Below are 26097 nucleotides of genomic sequence, written 5' to 3'. Positions count from 1 at the left end.
GAGCACCCATGCAGGAGACCTTCTCCCCCAGAAACATCGTCGTCACCGGCGGCTGCGGGTTCATCGGCAGCAACTTCGTGCGCTGGGTCGCCGAGAACCGCCCCGAGACCCACGTGACCGTGCTCGACAAGCTCACCTACGCCGGCAACCCCGAGAACATCGCCGGCCTGCCCGCCGAGCGGGTGGAGCTCGTGGTGGGCGACATCTGCGACGCGGGGCTGCTGGAGCGGGTGGTGCCCGGCCACGACGCCGTCGTGCACTACGCCGCCGAGAGCCACAACGACAACTCCATCTCCGACCCGGAGCCCTTTATCAGGACCAACGTGGAGGGGACGTTCCGGCTGCTGGAGGCCGCCCGCAGGCACGGGCTGCGCTTCCACCACGTGTCCACCGACGAGGTCTACGGCGACCTCGCCCTGGACGAGCCGCGGCGCTTCCGCCCCGACGACCCCTACCGCCCGAGCTCGCCCTACTCCAGCTCCAAGGCGTCGTCGGACATGCTCGTGAGGGCGTGGCACCGCACCTACGGGCTGCCCGCGACCATCTCCAACTGCTCCAACAACTACGGCCCCTACCAGCACGTCGAGAAGTTCATCCCCCGCCAGGTCACCAACCTGCTCTGCGGGGGCCGCGCCAAGCTCTACGGCGACGGCAGGAACGTCCGCGACTGGATCCACACCGAGGACCACTCCCGCGCCGTGTGGGACGTCCTCACCAAGGGCCGCCCCGGCGAGACCTACCTCGTCGGCGCCGACGGGGAGAGGAGCAACCTCGAGGTGCTGCAGGCCATCCTCATGGCCATGGGCCGCGACCCCGAGGACTTCGACTGGGTGCGCGACCGCCCCGGCCACGACCGCCGCTACGCCATCGACCCTGCCAAGACCATGGAGGAGCTGGGCTGGGAGCCGCGCCACCGCGACTTCTCCGAGGGCCTGGAGGACACCATCGCCTGGTACGCGGAGCACAGGGACTGGTGGATGCCCGCCAAGGAGGCCACGGAGGCCAAGTACGCCGAGCAGGGGCAGTAGGAAGGGGTTGCATCCATGGAGTTCGAGCGCGAGCTTGCGGTGACGGAGTCGCCCATCGACGGCCTGTACGTCGTCGACCTCTCGGTCCACGGCGACGACCGCGGGTGGTTCAAGGAGAACTGGCAGAAGGCAAAGATGGAGGCCGCGGGCCTGCCTTCGTTCAACCCGGTTCAAAACAACATCAGCTTCAACGCCGACCGCGGCGTCACCCGCGGCATCCATGCCGAGCCGTGGGACAAGTTCATCTCCGTAGCCTGCGGCTCCGTCTTTGGCGCCTGGGTGGACCTCCGGCCGGGCAAGGGCTTTGGCACGGTGTTCACGTGCGTCATCGACTCCTCGGTGGCCGTGTTCGTGCCCCGCGGCGTGGGCAACGCCTTCCAGGCCCTGGAGGACGGCACGGCCTACACCTACCTGGTGAACGCCCACTGGTCCGCCGAGCTCAAGAAGACCTACACCTTCGTGAACCTGGCCGACCCCGAGCTGGCCATCCAGTGGCCCATCCCGCTGGAGCAGTGCACGCTCTCCGAGGCCGACCGGCACCACCCCTTCCTGGCCGACGCCCTGGCCATGGGGCCCAGGCGCACCTTGGTCACCGGCTGCAACGGCCAGCTGGGCCAGGCCGTGCGGTCCCTGGCCGAGGAGCGCGGCCTGGCGGGGTTCTTTGACTACTGCGACATCGACACCTTCGACATGTCAAACCCCGCGGCCTACGACGGCATCGACTGGGACCTCTACGGCACGGTCATCAACTGCGGTGCCTACACGGCCGTGGATGCCGCCGAGACCGAGGAGGGGCGCCGCACCTGCTGGGCCGCCAACGCCCAGGGGCCGGCCCTGCTCGCCGCCACCTGCGCCGCCCGCGGCATCACGCTGGTGCACGTGAGCTCTGACTACGTGTTTGACGGGGTTGAGGAGCTCCATGGCGAGGACGAGCCCTTTGGTCCGCTGGGGGTCTACGGGCAGTCCAAGGCCGCCGGCGATCTGGCCGTGGCCGTGGCGCCGGCTTACTACATCCTGCGCAGCTCCTGGGTGGTGGGACGCGGCAAGAACTTTGTGCGCACCATGGTGGCCCTCTCCGACCGCGTGGCCGACGGCGACGACGCCCTGGAGCGGGTGACCGTGGTGGACGACCAGATCGGCGCCCTCACCTTTACCGACGACATGGCCCGGGCCATCTTCTGGCTGCTGGGGTACCGCGAGGGCGACGTGGAGCCGAGCGAGCCCGCGCCCTTTGGCACCTACAACCTCACCGGTGCTGGCGAGGCGGCGAGCTGGGCCGAGATCGCCCGGACGGTCTTTGAGGTGCGCAACGGTAACGGCAGCGCCGTCGTGCCGGTGACCACCGAGGCCTACTACGAGGGGGCGAAGGGCCCGGTGGCCCCGCGGCCGCACTTCTCGGGCCTGGACCTTGCCAAGATCCGCGGGACCGGCTTTGAGCCGGAGCCGTGGAGGGATACGCTGGCCGCGTACATGGAGGAGCTGTAGGCGGCTGTTGACGCTGGATTGTCGACGCCCCCGGTGGCTTGTGGCCGCCGGGGGCGTTTTCATTTTTTTCTTTGTCTGCCTGTGAAGTCAGCGCATATGGCAACAATGATGCTGGTTGAGATAATATATAAATTACAGGTAAATCGATATCGAGAAAGCTAGTGTCTGGGAATATGACTCCTTTTGGGGGTTGGGTGTCCATTATTATTAAGGCCCCATTCCTCCCCGTCTTATTTATACTAATTGGCGTTTAGTATAAATAAGACGTCCCTAAATGGGCTCTTATTGCTACTGCATGGGATTGAGGAGGTCGGAGATGCCCTATGAAGAGCTATCGAAACTATTCTATAAAGATGGTTCTCCAGATAGGTATCGTGTGAACAGCGAGAAGGCGCGGGAAAGGCTGTCGGCTGAGTCGACCTTCCGCAGCGGGATCGTGTTCAATGAGGATGAGCTCTTCTTGGCGATGCCGCGTGAGCTTTCGGTAATTATCGAGCGGGTTCTTAGGCGTGAGCGTAAGGCCTCCGCTGCATTCAAGGCACTGCCTCCCATTGCCCAGGGTGCCTTCACTCGCAGCCTCATTATCGACGAGGTGGTGTGTTCAAACGGAATTGAAGGTGTTCGCAGCACGCGCAGGCAAGTGAGTGATGTTCTTGACGAGGTCAAGCATGGAGATTCCGCCGACGGGCTGAAGTCAAAACGTTTTAAGGAGTTTGCCAAGCTCTATCTCGGATTGAGCGAGAAGACGTCGGTGATGCCCCACTCGCCGGAGGACATACGGGGCATCTACGACCTATTGATGGCTGGCGAGGATCTTGACGGGAACACTCCGGATGGCCGCCTTTTCAGGAAAGATCCTGTGGACATTATCGATGGACGTGGAAGAACCGCGCATTCGGGCGTGAATCCAGAGCGGCGCATCATTGAGATGGTGGAATCCATGCTCTCCTTGCAGGAAAACGAGGAGGTTCCGCAGATCTGCTCGGCGGTGATGGCGCACTATGTGTTCGAGGCTGTGCATCCGTTCTATGACGGAAACGGCCGCACGGGACGCTACCTACTGGCGCTGGCGTTAAGCGATCCATTGTCTGTGAGTACTGCGTTGTCGCTCTCGCGTGTGATCGCCGAAAACAAGGAATCGTATTATCAGGCATTCAAGACTGTCCAACACCCCATGAACCATGGGGAGCTGACCTTCTTTGTCATGAGGATGCTCGAGTATGTGCTCGAGGCACAGGCCAACAACATCGAGAGGCTCGAGTTGAGGCGGGGACAAATGGAGGGCGCACGGAGTGCGGCACGTCTGGCTGTTGGCTCTGACGAGGTCAATGAGAAGGGGGGCGACCTCCTCTTTATGTTTGCCCAGGTCCAGCTGTTTGGATGGACCCCCGAGGTACTGCTTACCGATGCTGCCAACTACCTTAGTCTTTCGCCACAAATGGCAAGGAAACATCTGAAGACGCTGGAGGAAAAGGGACTCATAGAGACCCTGTCCCAAAGGCCCCTAAAGTTCCAGCTGTCTGCTCGAGGCCGGGGATTGATGGGGCTTCTGGAGGGGGAGTAGGTGGCTGTTGGCGCTGGATTGCCGACGCCCCCGGTGGCTTGTGGCCGCCGGGGGCGTTTTCTGTGGCACGGGGGCTTCCCGGTCTATGCTCTTTGTTGAAAAAGCTGAGTGCATTTTAAAGTGACATAGCGGGGTGCATCCCGCGGTATTACCTTTAGAGGGTAAAACTGTGAGAGGAAAATGCCACTGTGTCCGCGATTTCTTTGGTTTTGCCCACACTGAACGGGGAAAGCGAGCTGCCCGGCCTTCTGGAGACCCTGGGCGCCCAGACCCGCCCTGCAGGCGAGATCGTGGTGGTTGATTCCTCATCGGACGACAACACCTGCGAGGTGGCCGCATCTTATCCCGGCGTGCGTGTGGTGAGAATCGCTCGGGACGAGTTCAACCACGGGCTCACCCGAGACTTTGCCCTGCGTCAGACGACGGGCGACTACGTTGCCTTCATGACCCAGGACGCCGTTCCCGCCAACGGGCGCTACCTCGAGAACCTCGTGGCCCCGCTGGACAAGGACCCGCTGGTGGCCCTGGTGAGCGGTCGCCAGCTCCCCAAGCCCGACGCCCGTCGTTTCGAGCAGTTGGTGAGGGAGTTCAACTATCCGGCCGAGTCCAATGTGAGGACCATCGAGGACCTGCCCCGCCTGGGCATCAAGACCTATTTCGCCTCCGACGTGTGCTCCTGCTATCGACGGAGCGCCTATCTCGAGGTGGGCGGTTTTGACGAGGTGGAGACCAACGAGGACATGCTCATGGCAGCCAGACTGCTCAAGGCCGGCTACAAGGTGGCCTATGCGGCGGAGGCCGAGGTCTATCACTCCCACAACCTCACGCCAAAGGAGCAGTACCGGAGAAACAGGGCCGTGGGTGCCTTCCTGGCCGCCTACGACGGGGAGCTCGATGTCCCCGACGAGGTGGGGGAGGGTTCCCGTCTGGCAAAGAGCGTGCTGGGGGCGGTGCTTCGCGAGGGCAGGCCGGTCGAGGCCATGGCATTTGCGGCGGACTGCGCGGCGCGGCTTGCCGGCAACCGGATGGGACGGAGCCGCTGTCATGGATAGCGTCATTTGCATTGCAGGTGTTTCATGGCGGTAGCTGCATGCATAACCGTTCACAACCCCGACGTGGCTAGGCTCGGGAGTGTTGTCGATGCGCTCCGTGACAGCGTTGAGGCCGTCGTGCTGTTTGACAACGGTGGCGCTGAGGCCTTTCTCATGGCTCGTGGGTTGAATCAGTGCGATGGTTTTCAGGTAATTGGATCAGGAGAAAACGTTGGTCTTTCTCGGGCCCTCAACTGCTGCTGTGCCAAAGCGGCGGAGATGGGCATGGGTAGAGTGCTCCTGATGGATCAGGACAGCATCCCCGGGCCCCATATGGTCGAGGAGCTTACGCGGGGGTTCAACGGTAGGGGAAACGTTGCTATCGTCTGTCCCCGGATTGTCAAGGAGGGCGAAGACGCGGCGATCGCGGATTCCAAAGTCGATTCGAGTGAAGAGGACGTTCCGAGGGCCATTACATCTGGGTCTTTGCTCTCGCTCGATGCATGGGAATCTGTCGGAGGCTTTGACGAGGACCTGTTCGTGGACTGGGTCGATTACGATTTCTCGGCGTCTCTTCGTGATGCCGGGTATCGCTTAGTTCGCGAGAATGGGGTTTTCCTTGAGCATCAGCTGGGAAATGCGTCTCCCGTAACGCTTCCCGTCCCCGTCGTGGGCAGGGACGGAGTTCGTCTTCTCAGGATGCTGCGCACGAACCATTCGGAGGCCAGAAGAATGGACAAGGCCCGTTCCTGGGCGATTAGTCTTGCCAAAGGGCGGTCCCGTGCCATTAGAGCTCAAGAGGTTCGATATGTTTTCGCCACGGTCTTGCGCGATCTTCTCGTCGAGAAGAACAAGCGGGGCCTAGTAGATGCCTATGCTCGCGGCTTTCGAGAGGGAATTGCCCATGTGAGGGGCAAGGAGGCGCAGAGTTGCTAGTCTATCTTGCTCTCGATGTCATTCCGGTTGCTTGCATGGTTGCCTCTGTTGCCGTGAAGACGGCAACAAGATCGGACATAGTTGCGTTTTGGTTGATGGCGGCGCTCCTCATCCTCATAGGTGCTCTGCGCGGGCGCACCGTTGGAACGGATACGGGAGGCTACCTGCTGGGGGCCTATGGGGAGTCTCGAATCAACTCCCTTGAGTTCTTTTACAGATACAGCAAGTACTCCAGCTGGGATCCGCTGTTCAAATTGGTTCTTTGGCTGACGGGGCACTGGTCGCCCACCATGATGCCGGTGCAGTTGGCCTGCTCCGCGCTGACCGTTATTCCTATTTTTATGTCTCTTGCCGGAATGGCTAAGATGAACAGCAGGTTCTCCCCGTGGCCGGGGGTTGCAGTGTACACCCTGCTTTTCTATCCGGCATCCTTCAACCTCATACGCCAGTCGATTGCGATGTCGTTTGTGGTCTTCGCCTACTACCTGTCGATGAAGCGGCGTTGGTTCCGGGCTTTTCTGCCTCTGATTGTTGCTGTGGGGTTCCACAAGTCGGCTGTCGTGGTGGTTCCGCTGGTGCTGCTGTGCGCCCTTAGGTCCCTTCCCCTTCGAAGGTACGATGCGGTGCGGTATGCCGTGTTGACCGTGGGGGCCATTGCAGTTCTGTTCGCCGCCCCCCTTCTGCAGTGGGCGACGTCTGTTCTCGGCATTTACGGCCACTATGCCGACGGCACTGTTTCCGCAGGACCTGGAGGGCGAAGAAGTTGGTTGGAAATTTGTTTCATCGCCGTCGTTTTGGTCGTGGCGCACCGAAGGTTGTCGGTGCCGTCTGCGCTTCCCGAGAGATTCTCTCGGGAGTTGTCAACCGTCTGCCTGATGGGTGCCGTGCTTTACGGTCTGTGCGTCGTCAATCTGTTCCTCTATAGAATAGGTCTTTATTACCTGTACTTCTTCATTCTCTATGCGCCTTGTCTTATGGATGTGACGGCAATGGCTCCGGTGTTTTCAAAGGCTCGGCATTTTGACGGAGCGGCGGCCCGTAGAGCTGCGTTGCTAGGTTGTTTGGTCCTCCTGGCATGCCTGGTATTCTCCATAGATTATTATTTCATTTGTAAGATGAACGAGGTTGTGCCCTATGTCTTCTTGTAACGGCGGCCCGTTCTTTTCCATTTGCGTCGCCAGCTATAACGCTGCGCGCTATATCGGTGAGTGCCTTGAGTCCATTGCTTGTCAGTCCTTTAAGGACTATGAGGTGGTGTTGGTCGACGATGGGTCCACTGATGGAACGGCGGACGTGGTGGATTCTGTCGCCTATATGTTTGAACCTGGCGTACTGAGGTCATTCCGTTCCCCTGACAACCGTGGGACCTACGAGACAAGGCTTGACCTGATACGGCGCAGTCTCGGGGACTACATCTTGTTCCTCGATTCTGACGACATGTATGCATCTCCCGACGCGCTCCAAAAGATGCACAAGGCCATCTCATCTGGACGATTGGACATCCTGGTTTTCAACGCCACTCGCAGTATGGAGGTTCCAAGACCCTTGGAGAGCCTGGGGTGTCTCGTCGTGGGTGACGATGGCCTGCTTGACCTGCAGGCCGTGAGACGGTGTGCATTGAACACATACAAGATGAATAGCCTTTGCTACAAGGCGGTGAGGCGTGACCTGCTCGGGTGGAGCGTTGAAGCGGGGAGGCGTGTGGATATGTGTGAGGATCGGCTCCTGTCGGTCAGCGCAATCCTGACCGCCGACCGAGTGGGGCTACTCGACGAGCCCTTGTATTTCTACCGGAAGAACGAGGAATCCGTTACCAGGAAGAGATTCTATGTGAGGTTCTTTTTTGATCAGATGTTCGTGGACAGCACCTTGTGCGCTCGTGCCCGGTCCGCTGGCCTGGATGTTTCTGGACTATATCGCATGGACCAGAAGCTTATGTGTTCCGACCTGAGGTTGTGTGCGACGGCACCCAAGAGCGATCGGAGTCTGGAAGTTTTTGACGAGCTGCTTGGGTCGATGAGGGCTGAACCTTTTGCCCGGGAGGCATTGGGTGTGCGTCCTTCTCGTAGGCTGAGGCCTGATGAGGCCCTGCTGGTTGGCGGCATAAGAAGGGGATGGCCCTCTCGCGTCTTGTATGTACTGGCGCGAGGTTTTGCCGCTGCCAAGAGATTGGTGGCCGACTGAGCGATGGTTATGGTTCTCAACTCAAGAGGAGTGTGCGCATGGGCAAGGTCGGAATAGTCACACTGCCCGGAAAGTACAATTACGGCAATCGTCTCCAGGCGTATGCAAATTGGAAAATATATTCTAATCTCGGCTACGAGGCCTCCCTTCTTGTTCCCGGGCACAAGGGGTCGCTGGTTTCTGGTGCGGAGCGTCTTGCGAGAAAAGTCCTGGGAAGGGAGCGTGAGGACCCGGAGAGCTTGATGTCGGTCGGGCGCAGGGAGGCGTTTTCCCGTTTCGAGGGGCGCGTGGTCACCGAGGTGTTCGACCAAGGAGACACCCGGAGCGTGAGGGGATACGACCTTTTCTCGGTGGGAAGCGACCAAGTGTGGAACCCCTATTTCAATCGGGGCGCTCGTGCGTGGTACTACTTGGAGTTTGCCAGTCCGGATCAGAGGATTGCCCTGTCTCCGAGTATCGGGCTCGACGAGATGACGCCTATCCAAGGGCGGTCGTTGGCGCGAGGGGTCAAGGGGTTTGATCGAGTGTCTGTGCGGGAGAATCGCGGGGCGGACCTCATCGAACGGTGGGCCGGTAAGGAAGCCGTGGTGCTGTGCGACCCCACTTTGGTGCTTGGTGTCGATGAGTGGCGGGCCGTGGCGTCCGACCTCCTTACCCCTGATGGCCCCTATGTGTTCACCTACCTTCTCGGTGGCTTGGGAGGGTCGGCGGAGGAAGTCTTGCATGCCGTGACCGGAGGCGGTGCAATGCCGGTAATCTCTCTTTCCGACAGGGAAGGGACAGGACAGCTCCCGGCAGGACCCGCCGAGTTCATCTCCCTCATTGACCACGCCTACCACGTGGTGACCGACTCGTTCCACGCCGCGGTCTTCTCCTCGATCATGGAGACTCCCCTTACGATCGTGCGGAGAGAGGGTGGTGTTGGAATGTTCTCCCGTCTGGAGACCCTGGCCGACCTTCTGGACCTTCGAGACAAGATATACGGCGCCAACGGGTTCTCCCTTGACGATGCGGGCTCCTATGGCGGCACTCCCGGGCGCATCGCCCGGGAGAGGGACAGGTTCTTCTCCTATTTGGATGGCTGCATCCATGGCTAGCCAACGGAAGCTCGGCGCCCTGCTGGGGTATATGAACATCCTCATCAAAAACCTGGTGAATCTCGCCTACACCCCCATGCTCCTCGCATTCGTGGGTTCGGCAGATTACGGTGTCTATCAGTCGGCGAATTCCTTCGTATTCGCCCTTTCCCTGCTGTCTTTTGGGTTTTCCGGAGCCTATGTCAAGTTCTACACGTCGTTTGAGAAGAACGGGACGTCTGACGACATCCGTCGCCTCAACGGCATGTATCTCCTGGTGTATGCGGTTGTCTCTCTTGGTGCCTTTGTGCTTGGGTCTGGTTTTGCTCTCGGTGCGCCGGCCATCTTCTCCGACGGGTTCACCCAAGAACAGTCCGAACTCGCTCGCTCCTTGATGACGGTGATGAGCGCTACCATTGCGGTGACTCTTTTTTCGACGGTATTCGACTCGTATCTGCTCGTACATGAAGAATTTAAGTTCCAACAGAGTCGTCAGATTGCCACGACCCTTGTGACGCCGATAGCTGCTTACGTCCTTCTTGTGGCAGGGTTCGGTGCCATGGGCGTGGCTGTCGCACAGCTTGTGGTGACCGTTGCGCTCTTGTTGTTGAACGTTCGGTTTACGCTCGGAAAACTACATATGCGCTTTGACCTCGGCCATTTTGACAAGGCCTTGTTTAGAGCCATTGTTGTGTTTAGCGCCTGGGTGTTCATGAATCAGGTGAGCGACCTGGTCAACCAGAATGTGCCCAATATCTTGTTGGGGGCCCGTTCGGGGGCGGTGGCAGTGGCGGTGTTTGCCGTCTCCGTCCAGGTACGAAATGTTTTTGTCTACATGTCGTCGACTATGAGCAGCGTATTTGTCCCAAAAATCAACCGCATCGTTGCCGAGAGCGATGACAACCGGGTCCTCACCGGCCTGATGACGACGGTTGGTCGGTATCAGATGATGTTGTTCTGCTGGCTCTATGGGGGGTTTGTTCTGCTTGGTAGGTTCTTTGTCTCAAGGTGGGCGGGACCGGAATTCATGGACGCGTACTGGCTTATTTGCATTATGGCGCTCCCCCTCGGAATCCCCCTTTGTCAAAACACTGGCATCGAGATCCAGAAGGCCAAGAATCGCCATCGTGCACGTTCGGTTGTGTTGATGGTCATGGCGTTACTCAACGTCGCTTTCACTTGGGTGGCCGCCCCCGCCCTTGGGTACTGGGCTCCCGCCATTGCCTACGTCGTCACCATCGCAGTGGGTAACGGTGCGTTCATGAACTGGTACTACCACTTTCGAATCGGCCTTGATATGCGTATCTTCTGGGCTCGGGTTCTGCGAATCGTTGTCGTTGCACTCGCAGTGGTTTGCATCTTCTCATTGATGATTGCTTGGATGCCCGTTGCCTCATGGCTTGGTTTTGTGTTCTGGGGGCTTCTCTACACCGTCTGTTTTGGGGCTGCCTGTTGGTTCTTGGCGCTCGACGACGGTGAACGGGGCGCCATCGAAAGACAGGTCCCGTTCATATGATAGAAGCGAGGAGGTTCGGCGATGAATGAGACTCCTGTGATTCGAAGTCTGGGTGACGCCTGCTGCGGTTGCTCTGCCTGTGCGTCGGTGTGTCCCGTGGGGGCCATAGCCTTGGAGGCCGATGGGACGGGCTTTCGCTATCCGCGCGTGGATGAGGACGTTTGCGTTCGATGCGGTAGGTGCGACAAGGCGTGCCCCTCGCTCAGCCCCGGCGCAAGAGATGAGGTAAACGGGGTCAAATGGATACAGTCCCGAGATTGCGCCACATTGGCTAGGTCGTCTTCGGGGGGCGTTTTCTCGCTTGTCGCATCTCGTGTCATCGAGGACGGAGGAGTGGTCTCAGGCGCCCTGTTCTGCGACGGTGGGGCAGCGGTGTGCCATGGGGTGACGGGCGACCTTGATGGTCTCGTCGCCATGCGGGGATCTAAATACCTCCAGAGCTCCATTGATAAAGATATGTATAAAGATTTAAAGAACCGCGCCAAAGGGGGTCAGACTGTCCTGTTCACTGGTACACCGTGCCAAGTGGCAGGCTTCAACGGCGCTCTGGGAGAGGTGTCGCGGCTGCCCAACGTCTATTCGATGGCGGTGATGTGTCACGGCGTCCCCTCACCCCGCTTGTGGCGTGAATACTTGGCCTGGCTCGTGGGTGCTCATTCGGCGGACGTGGTGAAAGACATCCGTTTCAGGGACAAGGAGGACGGTTGGGGGCGCTCTCGCGTTGTGGTGGCTCTCGACGGAGGGGACACCGACGACGTGAGCGAGCGCTTTGGGGAGAACTGGTTCATGAGGGCATTTCTTGGCGACGCCTGCCTTCGTCCGAGTTGTTACGACTGCACGTACAAGTCGGTGAGCGGGTCAGACTTGGTGGTCGGGGATTTTTGGGGATTCGACGCGGCTGGTCATGGGTGCCAGGACCCGGCCCTCGGAGTGTCTGCGGTGGTCGAGAACACCGAAAAGGGAAAAACGATCATAAGTTCCGTTATGGACGGAGCGTTTATGGGGGAGGCCGACTACCGCGAGGTTCTTGAGGGAAATCCCGCCCTTGTCAAAAGCCCCAGGCCCCATCCGGGAAAGGATGCGTTCATGGAGGAGCTCGCAGCGGGAACGCCAGTGGAGGTCCTGATGTCTAGATGGAGCTTTGAGCCCACGCTGTCCCAAGTCGTCGCCCGCAAGGTGCGGGGTGCGCTGAGAAGAATCAGCCGCCTGGTGTAGGCTCTTGCCTGCCCCGACTTCCCCCGCCTGACAGTTAGCGGTGGTAGGTGTTACGATTTTGAATGAATGTTCGCCTCCGGGAGGGCAATGCCGTCCTATGACTTTCGTTTGATGCGGGATTCTGTGGGGCGACGTTGTCTCCGCGCCCGACTGTATGCTTGGGACCCGGGCCGGTAGCGCAGCCGAACCCTTCTGACCGGCTGTTCGATCGTGGTTCAGGGGAGGCCCTATGGTCGACGATGTCAGAACGAGCATAGAGCACCGCACCATCACCTGCGGCACCGTGGGCCTCGGCTACGTGGGCCTGCCCCTGGCCGTGGAGAAAGCCAAGGCGGGTTTCCGTACCATCGGCTTCGACGTGCAGCCCGCCAAGGTGGATATGGTCAATGCCGGCCAGAACTACATCGGTGATGTAGTGCAGGAGGACCTGGCACAGCTCGTCTCTTCCGGCATGTTGGAGGCTACGGGCGACTTCTCTCGCGTGGCCCAGTGCGACTTCGTGGCCCTTTGCGTGCCCACACCGCTCGACGCTCACCAGCAGCCCGATACTTCCTATATGGAGGCGTCGGCCAGAGAGATTGCCCCGCATCTCAAACCCGGCGCCATGGTGGTCTTGGAGTCCACCACCTACCCTGGCACCACCGAGGACCTCATCCGCCCCATCCTCGAGGAGGGTTCTGGCCTTGTGTGCGGCAAGGACTTCTACCTGGGCTTCTCGCCGGAGCGCGTGGACCCGGGCAACCTCGTCTACAAGACCAAGAGCACGCCCAAGGTGGTGGGCGCCATCGGCGAGGACGCCCTCGAGTGCATCTCCGCCGTCTACGAGGCGGTGCTGGAGGGCGGTGTCACCCGGGTCTCTAGCCCGCGCGTGGCCGAGATGGAGAAGATCCTCGAGAACACCTACCGCAACGTCAACATCGGCTTGGTGAACGAGCTCGCCCAGCTCTGCGACGAGATGGGCATCGACATCTGGGAGGTCATCGACGCCGCCAAGACCAAACCCTACGGCTTCACGGCGTTCTACCCGGGCCCCGGCCTGGGCGGCCACTGCATCCCACTCGACCCCTACTACCTGTCGTGGAAGGCTCGCGAGTACGGGTTCCACACCTCCATGATCGAGGCCTCCATGATGGTGAACGACCGCATGCCCGAGTACTGCGTGGACCGCGCGGCGCGGGTGCTCAACGACCAGCAAAAGGCCCTCAACGGCTCCAAGGTCCTAGTTCTGGGCGTGGCCTACAAGCAGGACATAGACGACTACCGCGAGAGCCCGGCCCTCAAGGTGATTGATCTGCTCGAGCGCCGCGGCGCCGAGGTCTCCTACTTTGACCCGTGGGTGTCCAGCTACCGCTTCAAGGGCGAGACCCACGAGTCGTTGCCCGAGCTCACACCCGAGGTCGTGGCCTCCGCCGACCTCGTGGTGGTGGCCTGCGGCCACACCAACGTCGACTACGAGATGGTACAGGCCAACGCCCAGGCCGTCTTTGACACCAAGAACGCCATGAAAGGCGTGGTCAACCGCGACAACATCGAGGTGCTGTAGCGTGAAGTGCGCCATCATCGGCTGCGGCCGCATCTCCACCAACCACGTCACCGCCATCGAGCGCAACGGCTTTGACCTTGTGGCCGTCTGCGACGTCAAGCCCGAGCGCATGGAGGAGCTGCTGGCCAAGCACGGCCTCGAGAACGACGACTCTATCGCTCGCCACACCGACTACCGGCAGATGCTCGCCGAGCACCCCGAGATCGAGCTTGCGGCCGTGGCCACCGAGAGCGGCGAGCACGCCAGGATTGCCCTGGACCTCATCGACGCGGGCGTGAACTGCATTGTGGAGAAGCCCTTGGCCATGTCCATGGCCGATGCAAACGAGATTGTGCGCCGCGCCGAGGAGACGGGCGTCAAGGTGTGCGCCTGCCATCAGAACCGCTTCAACGTGGCCGTGCAGAAGACGCGCGACGCCCTGGAGGCGGGGCGCTTCGGCCGGCTGTCCAACGGGGCCGTGAACATCCGCTGGAACCGCAACCGCGCCTATTACGAGCAGGCTCCTTGGCGCGGCACGTGGGCCCAGGACGGCGGCTGTCTCATGAACCAGTGCATCCACGGCATCGACCTGCTGCGCTGGATGATGGGGGGCGACGTGGTGGAGGTCTACGGCGCCACCGGCCAGCGCCAGCACGGCTACCTCGAGGCCGAGGATATCGGCGTGGCCGTGATCAGGTTCGCCGACGGCGCCGTGGCCACCGTGGAGGGCACCGTCAACGTCTACCCCCGCAACCTCGAGGAGACCCTCTGCCTCATCGGCGAGACCGGCACGGTCAAGGTTGGCGGCAAGTCCACCAACAACATCGACGTGTGGGACTTTGCCGACGAGACGGAGGAGGACCAGGCCAACAAAGGCCTGGAAGAGGCCACGAGCAACGTCTACGGCAACGGCCACACCGCTGTCTACGCCGACATGGCCGACGCCATCGCCAACGACCGCGCGCCCTACATCGACGCCAGGGCCGGGCGCGACGCCCTCGAGGTGGTGCTGGCCATCTACAAGAGCCAGAAGACCGGCCTTCCGGTAAGGCTGCCCCTCGACGACTTCGCCTCCACCGACATGGCCGGCGAGTTCGGGGAGGGGTCGCTGTGAGCGAGGGCCGCTTTCCGGGCGCCTTCGTGCACCCCACCGCCCTCGTCGACGAGGGCGCGGTCATAGGGGAGGGCACCAAGGTGTGGTGCTTCTCCCACATACAGGCGGGCGCCGTCATCGGCCGCGGCTGCACCCTGGGCCAGAACGTCAACGTGGCCGACAACGTGCATGTGGGCGACGGCTGCAAGGTGCAGAACAACGTCTCCCTCTACGAGGGGGTGGAGCTGGCCGACGGTGTCTTCTGCGGGCCCTCCTGCGTGTTCACCAACGACCTCACGCCCCGTGCCCCCTATCCCAAGGGCAGGGCCGGCTACCGCAGGACCGTCGTGGGGCGCGGCGCCTCCATCGGCGCCAACGCCACGGTGGTGTGCGGCCACGCGCTGGGGGAGTGGTGCATGGTGGGGGCGGGCGCCGTGGTGACCGGCGACGTGCCGGCCCACGCCCTGGTGGTCGGCGTTCCGGCCCGCCGGGTGGGCTGGGTCTGCGAGTGCGGCGAGCGCCTGGATGCGGACCTCGCCTGCTCCGCCTGCGGCAGGCGCTACCACGAGGCCGGGGCGGGCCTGAAGGAGGGGCTGTGATGGAGTTCAGGGATCTCAAGGCCCAGTACGCGGCGCTCAAACCCGCCGTCGATGGTGCGGTGGGGGCCGTTCTGTCCTCGGGGCGGTTCATCGGCGGCGCCCCGGTGGCGGAGCTCGAGGGGGCCTTGGCTGACTACGTGGCCGTGGCCCACTGCCTCACCTGCGCCAACGGCACCGACGCCTTGGAGCTGGCCCTCCTGGCCTGGGGCGTGGGCGAGGGTGACGCCGTGTTCGTGCCGGACTTTACGTTCTTCTCCAGTGGCGAGGTGGTGCCCCTGGTGGGGGCCACCCCGGTGTTCGTGGACGTGGACCCGGCCACCTACAACATGGACCCCGCCTCGCTGCGCCGGGCGGTGGCCTGGGTGCGGGAGAACACGGGGCTTGCCCCCAAGGCCGTCGTCGCCGTGGACCTTTTCGGCCTCCCGGCCGACCTTCCCGCCATCCGCGAGGTGTGCGACGGGGAGGGCATGTTCCTTCTGGAGGACGGCGCCCAGGGCTTTGGCGGCCGGATAGGCGAGGCCCGCGCCTGCTCCTTTGGCGACATCTCCACCACGAGCTTCTTCCCGGCCAAGCCCCTGGGCTGCTACGGCGACGGAGGGGCCGTCTTTACCGACGACGACGGTTGGGACGCCCTTATGCGCAGCATCGCCGTCCACGGCAAGGGGACGATGAAGTACGACAATGTGCGTCTGGGCATGAACAGCCGCCTGGACACCCTGCAGGCCGCCGTGCTCTCCGTGAAGCTCGAGGCCTTTGCCGGCTACGAGGTGGCCGACGTCAACCGGGTGGCCGCCTGGTACGGGGAGGCGCTGTCCTTCCTCGGGGCGCGCGGCTGGGGGCTGCCCCTTGTGCCCGACGGCTTCACGAGCTCCTGGGCCCAGTACACGGTGAAGGTGCCCGAGGGTGTGGACCGCGGCGCGGTGCAGGCCACCCTCAAGGACCAGGGGGTGCCCACCATGGTCTACTACCCCCGCCCCATGCACAGGCAGCCGGCCTTTGACGGCGTGGGACTCTGTCCCGACGGCTGTCCGGTCACCTGCGAGCTGTGCGGCCGCGTGCTGTCCCTGCCCATGGGGCCCTACATGGGCCGAGACGACGTCGAGCGGGTCGCGGCCGCCCTCGAGGCCCTCTGACCGTGGCGGCCCTCGACCGCCTCAAAGGACCCTTCGCCAAGCTCTACCGGACGGGGTTCTTCCATATCTTCGGTGCCGGGACGATCAACAAGGCGGTCTCCAGCCTCACCATGATCGTGCTGGTGTGGCTCATCCCCAAGGCGGAGTACGGCCTCTACTCCTACGTGTTCAACATCGTGAGCATCTTCGCCCTGTTCAACGGACTGGGGGCCTCGTCCGCCCTGCTCCAGCTCTGCTGCGAGCACATGGAGGACCGCCCCCTCATGCTGGCGGTGTTTCGCTACGGCGAGCGCTGGGGCAGGGTGGCCGACGTGGCCCTGGCCGTCCTCATCCTCGTCTACGCCCTGGTGGCGCCGGGGGCGCTGCCGGGTTCCCAGCCTCTGCTGGCCCTGTACTGCCTCTATCCCCTCGTGGTGCTCCTGTGCGAGCTTCGCCTCGTGTACCTGCGGTCGAACCTCGACAACAGGGCTTATGCCTATATGACCAACGTCCAGACCCTGCTTCTGGCGGGCCTCTCCATAGGCGGATCCCTCGTTGCCGGCGTGCCGGGGCTCATCGCCGGTCAGTACGCCGCCTACGTGGCGAGCTTCGCCGTGCTCGCGTGGCGGCACCCGCTGCCGAAGCCGATGCCGGAGGAGCGCGACCGCACTTTCAGTAAGAGGGAGTACTGGTACGTGGCGTTGGTGTCGTCCCTCAACAACGGGCTTAGCCAGGCGCTTGCGCTGTCGGGCACGTTCTTTGTGGGTCAGTTCCTGGCGAGCGACGTGGCCGTGGCCTCCTACAAGGTGGCCACCGCCATCCCGTTTGCCCTGTCGTTTGCCCCGACCATGCTCATGACCTACGCCTATCCGCGCTTTGCGGCCCAGTGCCACGACGGCGCGTGGACGCGGCGCAACTACCTCAGGCTTACCGCGGCCTGCGTCGGCGGGTTCGGGGCCCTCCTGGCGGCAGGACTCGCATTTGGCCCGCAGGTCATCGGGGTGGTCTTTGGCGAGCAGTACCTCGACGCCGTGCCTTCCTTCAGGATCCTCATGGTGGGCTTCTTCGTCACGGCGGCCCTCCGTCAGCCGGCAACGAACTTCCTCGTGACGCAGAAGAGGCTCCTTGCGAACACCGTGATGGCGGCGGCCTCCATCGCCCTCAACGTCGTCCTCTCGGTGGCTCTTGTGCCGCGCTTTCAGATGGAGGGGGCGGCTTGGGCCTATACGGCCTCCATGGCCCTGTTCGGCCTCGTCGCCCCTGTGCTGTATTGGCGCACCGTCAGGGACCTCTGACGGCTCGGGTGCATGTGCGCGCTCCGTGGGCCTCCTCGTTGATCGGGCAAGGATTGCGCGGCACCGCGTCTTGAGGGGGCTTCTGAAGATACTCAACTACTCGTTTAGCCGAGTGATGGTCTTGCGCAATGACAGCGTGTCTGTGCGCGATGGAGTCACACGCTCGTCCCGTCTACCCGCTTTCCGTGCCGCAAACAGATTCTTAGCCGCTGCGGCGCACCGGCTTTACGGCAGCCGGTAGACCGTGTCCCTCGTGGAGCCGTGCTTCACCAGCTTTCCGGCGTTTTCCAACTGTCGATTTCGTCATTCATTCCACCACCGTTCGAATGCGTGATGGAATATGGCGAATATATTCGAACACGACCGAATGTAGTCGAATGAGCGACGGAATACGTTCGAATGCCCATGTCGATCTCTGGCCCGTTTGCGGACCGGAGATCCGCCCCATGGAGATTCGGTCCCACCACCACCCTCTCCAGAGAGCAAGAAAACAATCCATAAATCCATGTATATACTGGTAGGTTAGCTGCCCGGGCCGCATCAGGCCCCGGCGCCCCCATGCCATCGCCGGCGCCTCGCGGCGTCTTTGCCTTCCCTAGGAGGTTCCGTGTCTGCCAAGCACATGGCCCCCGGCCCGTCCGACCCCAAGAAACGGCCGTCCCAGGGCCCTGCCTACCGGGCCTCCCACGTCAGGCAGACCGCCTCTCCCTACGGCCGGTCCCAGACCGCCGGCCCCCAGCCGTCCCCGCACCGGGCCACCCGGGCGTCGCGGACGGCGGCGGCTCCTACGGCCTCTGCTTCAGCGGCCCCCGCCCCGTCCCGGCACGGCGCCTCCGAGCTCGACCGCGTTAAGTCCCGCTCCGGCAGACCCGCTCCCGGCAAGCGCCGCCGTCGCGGCCCGCGCTGGTGGCAGGTGACCCTCATCGTCGTCGCCGTGCTGGCCGTCGTGGCCGGTGCCTTCGGCTTTGCCATGTACCAGGACGTCAAGGCCATCCAGTCCGAGGTGGGTAACGTCAAGCAGGAGTTCGCCGTCTACAAAGACGCCCTCATGAATGGCAAGTCCGACCAGCTCTCCGGCTCGGCCGCCTCGCTCGCCCAGAGCACGCAGACCATGGCTGACCACGTCTCAAGCCCCCTGTGGGCCCTGGCCGAGCTCGCCCCCGTCTATGGCCAGGACGTGCGCCAAGCCCGCGAGCTCGTGAACTCCGCCAACATCCTCACCCACAACGGCCTCGTGCCCTTCTCCAACAGCCTCAACGGCGTTTCGGTGAAGTCGCTGGTCAAAGATGGCGGCCAGGTGGACATCCCCATCCTGCAAAAAGTGATCGACGCCGTTCTCGAGGTGCAGGGCCCTCTGAAAGACACCATCCACACGGTGCAGTCCATGGAGCCGTTCCACATTCATAAGCTGAACGACCTTATCGACAGCACGCGCTCTGCCCTCTCCACCGCTTCGGACCTTCTCGATGAGGCCGACGACGTGCTGCCCCAGCTCCCCTCCATGCTCGGCGCAAATGGAGAGACAAAAACCTACCTCGTGGTGGCCCTCAACAATGTGGAGACCCGCTCTTCTGGTGGCTTCCCTGGCTCCTGGGGAACCATGACGGTGACCGACGGCAAGATTGCCCTGGGCGACTTCTCTGCCATTCAGGGGCTGCGCCAGGAGGGGGGCACCGGCTTTTCTCCCACTGCCGAGGAGGTGGCCGCCTTCGACATGGGTAGCGTCGTCGACAACCCTGGCTCGTCCATGATGACCCCCCAGTTCCCCCGGGCTGCCGAGGCCGCCGCCCAGAGCTGGCTGGCCTTCAAGGGCCAGGCCGTCAACGGGGTGGTGGCCATCGACCCCGTGTTCCTCCAGGCGCTCCTGGCGGTGACGGGGCGGTCGGTTGACGTGGGCGGCGTCCACGTGGACGGCTCCAACGCCGCCGCCGTCCTCATGCACGACACCTACTGGAACCTTCCCGTGGAGGCCCAGGACGCCTTCTTTGCCGGGGTGGCCGGCGCCTCGTTCCAGGCTGTCTTTGCTGGCCTTGGCCATGCCGACAGCGGGGATTTGGCCAAGACCTTTATCGACGGCGCCCTCACCCGCAACTTCCAGGTGTGGATGGCCGACGAGGCCCAGGAGGCCGCCATCGACGCTCTGGGTTTCTCGGGCAGGCTCGAGGACGATCCCGCCAAGCCGGTGCTGGGCACCTACACCAACGACTACACCTGGTCCAAGATGGACTGGTACCTCGACATGCGCACCTCCGTGGGCGAGGGCACCAAGAACCCTGACGGTTCCACCAGCTACCCGGTGACCACCACGGTCACCAACGCCATGACCGAGGCCGAGGCGGCGTCGGCCCCCTACTACGTCTACGGCGGGAACCCCGACAAGCGCAGCCAGGGCGACATGCTCACCCATCTCTACCTGATGGCTCCGGCCGGTGGGTCCATTTCCAACGTCCAGGGTACCGGCGGTGTCTTCTCTGCGGCCCAGCACACCGTCTACGGCTTTGACGAGTGGACCTGCGCCCTCCAGGAGAACCCCGGGGAGACGACCACCGTCACCTACACGGTGACCACGTCGCCCCAGGCCACGGAGCCCCTTGCGGTGGACCGCACCCCCGCGGCCCGGACGTTCTCGTAAGGGAGGTCCCTGTTTCCTCCGTGAGCGGACCCGGCCCGCCTCCTCAAAATAGGCAACTTGTGCGACCATGGTGGCCCATGGGTTGTCCGGTTGGCGATGGAGGGCGGGCTTTGAGGCTTCTTCTCATAGGAGAGCACATGGCCCCGCTCCAGAGCGTCGCCGCCCTGCGCTGGACCAAGCTCGGGAAGTACCTGGCCCTCGACCACGACGTCGAGGTCGACGTCCTCACCACCTACAAGGACTTCTCCGACCCCGCAGGCCGGTATCGCCGTGACGACACCCTCCTGGCAGACATGGAGCACTTTGGGACCTTCCATCTGTTGAGACCCCCGGTGGCCGTCCGGGCCTTTGCCGGGGCGAGGTCGTGGATGGCCCGGCTCCTCAGGGCCCGGGAGGACGACGGCCCCGTCCAAGCGGCCGTGACCTATAAGGGCGCCTTCGAGGACCTGAAGTCCTTTGGCCGCCGGGTCGACCTGGCCCTCGGGCGCCTCCTCGCCGCCCGCGGCTCGGCCATGGACCTCTCCTCCTACGACGTGATCGTCTCAACGTGCGGTCCCGGTTGGCCCCATCTGGTGGCCCGGGCCGAGAAGCGCCGCCGCCCCGACGTGGTGTGGCTGGCCGATTTTCGCGACCCGGTGTCCCGCAACCCCGCCGACCGGCGTCTCTGCAAGGCTTACGGTGAGGTGGTGGCCTCCGCCGACGCCGCGCTCGCGGTGTCCCAGGGCCTCGTACCCCTGATCTTTGCCCGCCCCGGTCAGCCGGTCCACGTGCTCACCAACGGCTTCGACCCTGCCGACCGTCCCCGGCGTCCGGAGGGGGCGCGGCGCCCCCTCGACCGCTTCCGTGTCTCCTACACCGGCACCCTCTACCACTTTCCGTGGGAGACGGAAAACATCGCCACCGTGCTGCGCCTGCTCCAGGCCATGGTCGACGACGGGGAGGTCGACGGCGACCACCTGGAGTTCGTCTATGCCGGGGCGAGCTCTGCGGTCTTCCGCTGCCAGGCGGCCACGGTGGAGGGCGTCTCCTTTCCCGTGCGGGACCTCGGGCTGCTCCCTCGCCACGAGGTGCTCGACCTCCAGCAGGCCTCGGCGCTGCTGGCGTTCTCCACGTGGAACACCTCCGCCCAGCAAGGGGTGATAACCGGCAAGCTCTGGGAGTACCTCATGGCCGGGGTGCCGGTGCTGGGGGCCTGCACGGGCGAGCTGAGCGGTTCGGAGGCGCGGCGGGTGGTGGAGTCGGCCCGGGCGGGCGTGGTCATGGAGGCCCCCACGGCCGCGGCTGACGCTGTGCGGGCCCGCAGGTTTGTGACGGGGCTCTACCGCCAGTGGCTCGAGGAGGGGACCACCTCTGTCGACGGGGATGCCGCTTATGTGGACAGCCACTCCTACCCGGCCTTGGCCGCCAGGCTCATGGACGAGGTCATTCTCCCGTTGACGGGGTCCCGGTCCCGGTCGTAGGCGGTGGTTTTCCGGGGACGTCACCTTTAAACTGTTGGAATCGTCCGGTTTGTTGGGAGGTGCCCATGCACACCGCCCGTCCTAAGCGCCGCACGGTATCCCGTCGAGGCTGCCGCCGCGGCCTCTGGGTCCTCTCCGTCGCCGCGGTCGCGGCGCTTCTCCTGCTGGTGGGCCTTCTCGTTCCTGCGGAGCCCTTCGCCAGGCCCTAAGCCCCGTCCCGGGCAGCCGTCACGGGATGCGCCCGACGTCGGTCCCGTCCCAATGGCCTTGTCCCAATGGTCGGACACTTTTGTCCCACCGGGGCGCTTCGGGTGCCGCACCCCTCTTTCCGCACCTGAATGCGGTTGAGGGCGGGTCTGCCGGGCCCGTATCGGCGAGAATCACCCTGCAACGCGTTCATACGGCGGATTTCCGCCCCTAGACGCATTCAGGTGCCGAGGAGGCCGGAGGAGGTCGCCCTCAGACGCGTTCAGGTTCCCTCTGGGGAACGGTGCCGAGGGGGCGGCCCTCCCCCGGGACGCCGCACGCACGCCCCAGCCCCGCGCCCCTCCTGCCCCCCTTGCCCAGATCGGTAAACCTGAAAACCCTTGTGGGGACATAAGCACTTCATTAGACTGTGGGGACCGTCCGCTCCTTTGGAGGTGGCCCCATGGTCGAGCATGTCCGGCGCCGTCGGCTCGGCGCCCTCCCGCTCCTGTTGGCCGTCGTCGCGGTGACGCTCGTCGCATGGCTGGCCGCGCCCGTATCCGCCCTCGCCAAGTCGTACGAGATCCCGCACGTGGACATCGACGCCACGCTGCAGCCCGACGGCACCCTCGTCGTTACCGAGGACCGCACCTTCTCGTTCGACGGCAGCTTCAACGGCGTGTACTGGCGCCTTCCCGCCGGTGACTACGAGGGTCGCTCCGTCGACCCGCAGGTGGAGTCGGTGGGCGTGGTCTCGCCGTCCGGCCAGCTGCAGTCGTTCTCCGAGGGCTACTCCGGGGCCACCGGCACCTACGAGCTGGACCCCGAGGGTACCTACACCGAGGTCAAGCTCTACAACCCGGCCGACGACGAGGACGTCACCTACCGCATCGTCTACCGGCTGCCGGGCCTTGCGTCCGCCTGGGCCGACACCGGCGAGCTCTACTGGAAGTTCGTGTCCGACGGCTGGGACGAGACCTCCCAGGACGTCACGTGCACCGTCCACCTACCGGTGCCCGCCGGCCAGTCCGTGGAGCCCGAGGGCAACGTGCGGGCCTGGGGCCACGGCACCCTCGACGGCTCGGTGTCGTTCGGCGGCGACGACGTCGTCTTCTCGGTGCCCGCGGTGGGCGGCGACGACTTCGCGGAGGCCCGCATCACCTTCCCGGTCTCCTGGCTCTCCTCGGTGACGCCCTCCTCGACGCCGCGCATGGACTCGATCCTCTCCGAGGAGCAGCGCTGGGCCGACGAGGCCAACCGGCGCCGCGAGATGGCCCGTGTCGTCTACGGCGGCACCGGGGTGGCGGTGGTGACGGCGGGCGCCGCTTCGGTGGCCGTGCCGCTGTGGGTCCTCTCGCGCTATCGGAAGCGCCACCGTCCGGTCTTCCAGGACGAGTACTTCCGCGACGTCCCCTCCGACGACCACCCCGCCGTGCTCGGCGCCCTGCTCAACGACGGCGACGCCACGTCCGAGGGCTTCACCGCCACCCTCATGCACGCTTCTGACGCCGGGGCCGTCGACCTCAACCTCGTGGAGGTTCCCAAGAAGGGGATCCTCGGGCGGCCCCGGGAGGACTACCAGCTGGTGAAGAACCCGCGTCGCGCCGACGATCTCTCCGACCCCGTGGACCGTGCGTTCATGACCTGCATCTTCGACGACGTGGCGCCCCTCGTGAAGGGCTACGAGCCGCCCGCCGACGGTCGTGTGGCCCTGGACTTCTCGCGCCTCAAGAAGGTGGCCAAGAAGCATCCCGAGGAGTTCGTGGAGGCCTACGAGGGCTGGTCGTCCGCCGTGGAGGGCGCCTGCACCGCACGTGGCTTCCTCACCGGGGAGTCGACGGGCGCCGGCTTCTGCGTCCTCTGCATCGTCCTGAGTGGCATCGCCCTCGTCCTCGGGTTCGTCGCCCTCCTGGCGTTCGAGGCCCCGTTGCCCGCCTTCCTCACGCTGCTCCTGCCCGTTGCCGGCATCGTGGCGTCGCTCGTGGTCGTGGGCCGGCTCAAGGCCTACTCGGCCGAGGCCGTGGAGCTGCGCGCCAAGCTCGAGGCGCTGCGCCGCTGGCTCAAGGACTTCACGCGCCTTGAGGAGGCCGTGCCCACCGACGTCGTGCTGTGGAACCGCCTGCTGGTCATGGCCGTGGTCCTGGGTGTGGCCGACGAGGTGATCGAGCAGCTGCGCGTGGCCGTGCCCGAGATCCTGGACGACCCCGGCTTCATGCCCACCTACATCTGGTGGAGCGCCCACGGGTCAATGGGGTCTCCGGCGTCGGTCTTCGGGGATGCGGCCGCCTCGAGCTATCAGGCGTCCACGGCGGCCGTGGCCGCGTCGTCGACGAGCTCTGGCGGCGGTGGCGGCGGCGGTTTCTCCGGCGGCGGAGGGGGCGGCTTCGGCGGCGGCGGAGGTGGTGGCGCCTTCTAGCCGCTGGTCCGGCCGTCCCATTGCCCATGTCCCATCACTCGGACACTTCTGTCCCACACCGGGGCGGGGCGGTCGACGCCCTGCCCCGCACTTGTCGACATTCCCGGCTGCCCCCTTCTTGCATCCCCTCCTCCCCGGGACCTCCTCCCTGGGCCCCTCCTCCGCACCTGAACGCGTCTGAGGGCGACCCCCTCCGCACCTGAACGCACCTGGGGGCAGAAATCGGCCACCTGAACGCGCTCTAGGGCGGTTTTCGCCGACAGGTCGTCGCCCGACCCGCCCCCAATCGCGTTCAGGTGTCGGGGGGCATGCCGGGAGGCGAGGAGAGCCGGGAGGTGCCGAGGGGTACCGGTGGCGGGGGGGGGCTGGAGAGCCGAGGCGCCGGGCTCCTGCCCCGGCCCGGGGTGGCCTGTCGCTGTCCCTTTATTTCTGCAAGCAACCTGCAATGCTATGCACGAGAACGGGTTTTAAAGGAATGCAGACGCTGACGCATGAAATTCACGGATGGATTCATACACGGCATCTTGAAAAAACCTATCTACCACTGAAAACGAGATACCTACCGCTCGGCGCAATGCATAAGCTCTCCATAATCATCGGGCGCCTCGGGGGTATACCTGAAAAGGTAAGGAGCCCCGTGATTCTCGGCACGGGGCTTTGCGTTTCAAATGGACTATTGGGAGGACACACATGGCTTCTGATTACACCAAGGCCCCGGGCAAGCCCGACCGCATCGTCGTGGCCCTCGGCGGCAACGCCCTCGGCGACAACCCCTCCGAGCAGATGGAGCGCATCGATGTCGCCGCGCCCGCGCTGCTCGGCCTCATCGAGCTCGGCAACGAGATCGTCATCACCCACGGCAACGGCCCTCAGGTCGGCATGATCCAGAAGTCGTTCGCCACCGCCAACGACATCAACCGCGAGATCCCGGCCATGGACCTGCCCGAGTGCGGCGCCATGAGCCAGGGCTACATCGGCTACCACCTGCAGAAGGGCCTCGGCAACGAGATCCGTCGCCAGGGCAAGCCGTGGCACGTGGCCACCATCGTGACCGAGGTCGAGGTAGACAAGAACGACCCCGCCTTCGAGAACCCCACCAAGCCCATCGGCCAGTTCCTCACCAAGGAGCAGGCGGACGCCCAGAAGGCCGAGAACCCCACCTGGCAGTTCATGGAGGACTCCGGCCGCGGCTACCGTCGCGTCGTCGCCTCCCCGGCGCCCAAGTCCATCGTTGAGATCGGCTCCATCCGCCACCTGCTCGACGAGGAGTACATCGTCATCGCTTGCGGTGGCGGCGGCATCCCCGTGTACGAGCAGGACAACGCCCTCGTGGGCGTCGGCGCCGTCATCGACAAGGACCTCGCCGGCGAGCTGCTCGCCGAGGACTGCGACGCCGAGAAGCTGATCCTCCTCACCGCCGTGGATCACGTGGCCATCAACTTCGGCAAGCCCGACCAACAGGACCTCGAGGACATCACCGTCGAGGAGGCCGAGAAGTACCTGGCCGAGGGCCAGTTCGGCAAGGGTTCCATGGAGCCCAAGGTCAAGGCCGCCGTCAAGTTCGCCAAGAGCCGCCCCGGCCGCGTGGCCATCATCGGCTCCCTCGAGAAGGCCCCCGAGGCCATGAAGGGCACCAGCGGCACCCGCATCCACATGTAGGCTGCCCGCCCAGAGCGTTCCTCCCAAGGCCCCCGCATCGGCGGGGGCCTTTTCTGTCAACAGGTTGCCCTCATGCTTGTGATCTTCT

Annotated in this window: 20 protein-coding genes; all 20 read left to right on the top strand. The window is 63.9% G+C overall.

Features of this window, described 5'->3' with window-relative positions:
• Positions 1–8: 8 nt before the first annotated feature.
• The 20 genes from rfbB to arcC all read left to right on the top strand — a co-directional run bounded on the left by rfbB (position 9) and on the right by arcC (position 26009).
• Positions 9–1028, top strand: a complete 1020-nt coding sequence (rfbB, locus tag OR600_RS08935; protein ID WP_265591040.1) for a dTDP-glucose 4,6-dehydratase — start codon at positions 9–11, stop codon at positions 1026–1028.
• Between the two features lie 15 nt (positions 1029–1043).
• Entirely contained in the window at positions 1044–2513 is a 1470-nt protein-coding gene (locus tag OR600_RS08930) for a sugar nucleotide-binding protein (protein ID WP_265591039.1), read from the top strand.
• Between the two features lie 316 nt (positions 2514–2829).
• Complete coding sequence (locus OR600_RS08925) at positions 2830–4077, top strand: Fic family protein (protein WP_265591038.1); 1248 nt, start codon at positions 2830–2832, stop codon at positions 4075–4077.
• A 188-nt stretch (positions 4078–4265) separates the two neighbouring features.
• The gene (locus OR600_RS08920) at positions 4266–5129 is read left to right on the top strand and encodes a glycosyltransferase family 2 protein (RefSeq protein ID WP_265591037.1); all 864 of its coding nucleotides are present in this window, start codon (positions 4266–4268) and stop codon (positions 5127–5129) included.
• Between the two features lie 24 nt (positions 5130–5153).
• Positions 5154–6044, top strand: a complete 891-nt coding sequence (locus OR600_RS08915; RefSeq protein ID WP_265591036.1) for a glycosyltransferase — start codon at positions 5154–5156, stop codon at positions 6042–6044.
• Complete coding sequence (locus OR600_RS08910) at positions 6038–7192, top strand: EpsG family protein (protein WP_265591035.1); 1155 nt, start codon at positions 6038–6040, stop codon at positions 7190–7192. Before OR600_RS08915 ends, OR600_RS08910 begins: the two co-directional genes overlap by 7 nt.
• Positions 7179–8228, top strand: a complete 1050-nt coding sequence (locus tag OR600_RS08905) for a glycosyltransferase family 2 protein (protein ID WP_265591033.1) — start codon at positions 7179–7181, stop codon at positions 8226–8228. Before OR600_RS08910 ends, OR600_RS08905 begins: the two co-directional genes overlap by 14 nt.
• A 38-nt stretch (positions 8229–8266) precedes the next feature.
• Positions 8267–9325: a polysaccharide pyruvyl transferase family protein gene (locus OR600_RS08900; protein ID WP_265591032.1), complete on the top strand. Its 1059-nt coding sequence runs from the start codon at positions 8267–8269 to the stop codon at positions 9323–9325.
• Positions 9318–10820, top strand: a complete 1503-nt coding sequence (locus tag OR600_RS08895; RefSeq protein WP_265591031.1) for a lipopolysaccharide biosynthesis protein — start codon at positions 9318–9320, stop codon at positions 10818–10820. Before OR600_RS08900 ends, OR600_RS08895 begins: the two co-directional genes overlap by 8 nt.
• A gap of 21 nt (positions 10821–10841) precedes the next feature.
• Positions 10842–12035: a Coenzyme F420 hydrogenase/dehydrogenase, beta subunit C-terminal domain gene (locus OR600_RS09930; protein ID WP_309295243.1), complete on the top strand. Its 1194-nt coding sequence runs from the start codon at positions 10842–10844 to the stop codon at positions 12033–12035.
• Between the two features lie 229 nt (positions 12036–12264).
• Complete coding sequence (locus OR600_RS08885; protein WP_265591030.1) at positions 12265–13578, top strand: nucleotide sugar dehydrogenase; 1314 nt, start codon at positions 12265–12267, stop codon at positions 13576–13578.
• Between the two features lies 1 nt (position 13579).
• On the top strand, positions 13580–14671 hold the full coding sequence (locus OR600_RS08880) for a Gfo/Idh/MocA family protein (RefSeq protein WP_265591029.1): 1092 nt from the start codon (positions 13580–13582) through the stop codon (positions 14669–14671).
• Entirely contained in the window at positions 14668–15249 is a 582-nt protein-coding gene (locus OR600_RS08875) for an acyltransferase (protein WP_265591028.1), read from the top strand. Before OR600_RS08880 ends, OR600_RS08875 begins: the two co-directional genes overlap by 4 nt.
• Positions 15249–16382 (top strand): DegT/DnrJ/EryC1/StrS family aminotransferase, encoded by a 1134-nt coding sequence (locus OR600_RS08870; RefSeq protein ID WP_265591027.1) that lies wholly within the window; start codon positions 15249–15251, stop codon positions 16380–16382. Before OR600_RS08875 ends, OR600_RS08870 begins: the two co-directional genes overlap by 1 nt.
• Before the next feature lie 2 nt (positions 16383–16384).
• Complete coding sequence (locus OR600_RS08865) at positions 16385–17656, top strand: lipopolysaccharide biosynthesis protein (RefSeq protein WP_265591026.1); 1272 nt, start codon at positions 16385–16387, stop codon at positions 17654–17656.
• Positions 17657–18263: 607 nt separating this feature from the next.
• Positions 18264–20288: a DUF4012 domain-containing protein gene (locus OR600_RS08860; protein WP_265591025.1), complete on the top strand. Its 2025-nt coding sequence runs from the start codon at positions 18264–18266 to the stop codon at positions 20286–20288.
• Between the two features lie 137 nt (positions 20289–20425).
• Complete coding sequence (locus OR600_RS08855; RefSeq protein WP_265591024.1) at positions 20426–21748, top strand: glycosyltransferase family protein; 1323 nt, start codon at positions 20426–20428, stop codon at positions 21746–21748.
• 65 nt (positions 21749–21813) lie between these two features.
• A complete protein-coding gene (locus tag OR600_RS08850; RefSeq protein ID WP_168354009.1) occupies positions 21814–21957 on the top strand; it encodes a hypothetical protein in 144 nt (47 codons plus the stop codon).
• 440 nt (positions 21958–22397) lie between these two features.
• Complete coding sequence (locus OR600_RS08845; protein WP_265591023.1) at positions 22398–24350, top strand: DUF2207 domain-containing protein; 1953 nt, start codon at positions 22398–22400, stop codon at positions 24348–24350.
• Between the two features lie 690 nt (positions 24351–25040).
• A complete protein-coding gene (arcC, locus tag OR600_RS08840; RefSeq protein WP_135977809.1) occupies positions 25041–26009 on the top strand; it encodes a carbamate kinase in 969 nt (322 codons plus the stop codon).
• Positions 26010–26097 lie beyond the last annotated feature (88 nt).

The organism is Granulimonas faecalis (genome assembly GCF_022834715.1).
Taxonomy (GTDB): domain Bacteria; phylum Actinomycetota; class Coriobacteriia; order Coriobacteriales; family Atopobiaceae; genus Granulimonas; species Granulimonas faecalis.
This window is presented reverse-complemented; position numbering and strand designations above follow the sequence as displayed.

What these genes read in the sequence shown, in the direction of transcription:
- rfbB (WP_265591040.1), top strand. Translation starts at nt 9, where the DNA reads ATGCAGGAGACCTTCTCCCCCAGAAACATCGTCGTCACCGGCGGCTGC.
- OR600_RS08930 (WP_265591039.1), top strand. Translation starts at nt 1,044, where the DNA reads ATGGAGTTCGAGCGCGAGCTTGCGGTGACGGAGTCGCCCATCGACGGC.
- OR600_RS08925 (WP_265591038.1), top strand. Translation starts at nt 2,830, where the DNA reads ATGCCCTATGAAGAGCTATCGAAACTATTCTATAAAGATGGTTCTCCA.
- OR600_RS08915 (WP_265591036.1), top strand. Translation starts at nt 5,154, where the DNA reads ATGGCGGTAGCTGCATGCATAACCGTTCACAACCCCGACGTGGCTAGG.
- OR600_RS08905 (WP_265591033.1), top strand. Translation starts at nt 7,179, where the DNA reads ATGTCTTCTTGTAACGGCGGCCCGTTCTTTTCCATTTGCGTCGCCAGC.
- OR600_RS08900 (WP_265591032.1), top strand. Translation starts at nt 8,267, where the DNA reads ATGGGCAAGGTCGGAATAGTCACACTGCCCGGAAAGTACAATTACGGC.
- OR600_RS08895 (WP_265591031.1), top strand. Translation starts at nt 9,318, where the DNA reads ATGGCTAGCCAACGGAAGCTCGGCGCCCTGCTGGGGTATATGAACATC.
- OR600_RS09930 (WP_309295243.1), top strand. Translation starts at nt 10,842, where the DNA reads ATGAATGAGACTCCTGTGATTCGAAGTCTGGGTGACGCCTGCTGCGGT.
- OR600_RS08885 (WP_265591030.1), top strand. Translation starts at nt 12,265, where the DNA reads ATGGTCGACGATGTCAGAACGAGCATAGAGCACCGCACCATCACCTGC.
- OR600_RS08870 (WP_265591027.1), top strand. Translation starts at nt 15,249, where the DNA reads ATGGAGTTCAGGGATCTCAAGGCCCAGTACGCGGCGCTCAAACCCGCC.
- OR600_RS08855 (WP_265591024.1), top strand. Translation starts at nt 20,426, where the DNA reads ATGGCCCCGCTCCAGAGCGTCGCCGCCCTGCGCTGGACCAAGCTCGGG.
- OR600_RS08850 (WP_168354009.1), top strand. Translation starts at nt 21,814, where the DNA reads ATGCACACCGCCCGTCCTAAGCGCCGCACGGTATCCCGTCGAGGCTGC.
- OR600_RS08845 (WP_265591023.1), top strand. Translation starts at nt 22,398, where the DNA reads ATGGTCGAGCATGTCCGGCGCCGTCGGCTCGGCGCCCTCCCGCTCCTG.
- arcC (WP_135977809.1), top strand. Translation starts at nt 25,041, where the DNA reads ATGGCTTCTGATTACACCAAGGCCCCGGGCAAGCCCGACCGCATCGTC.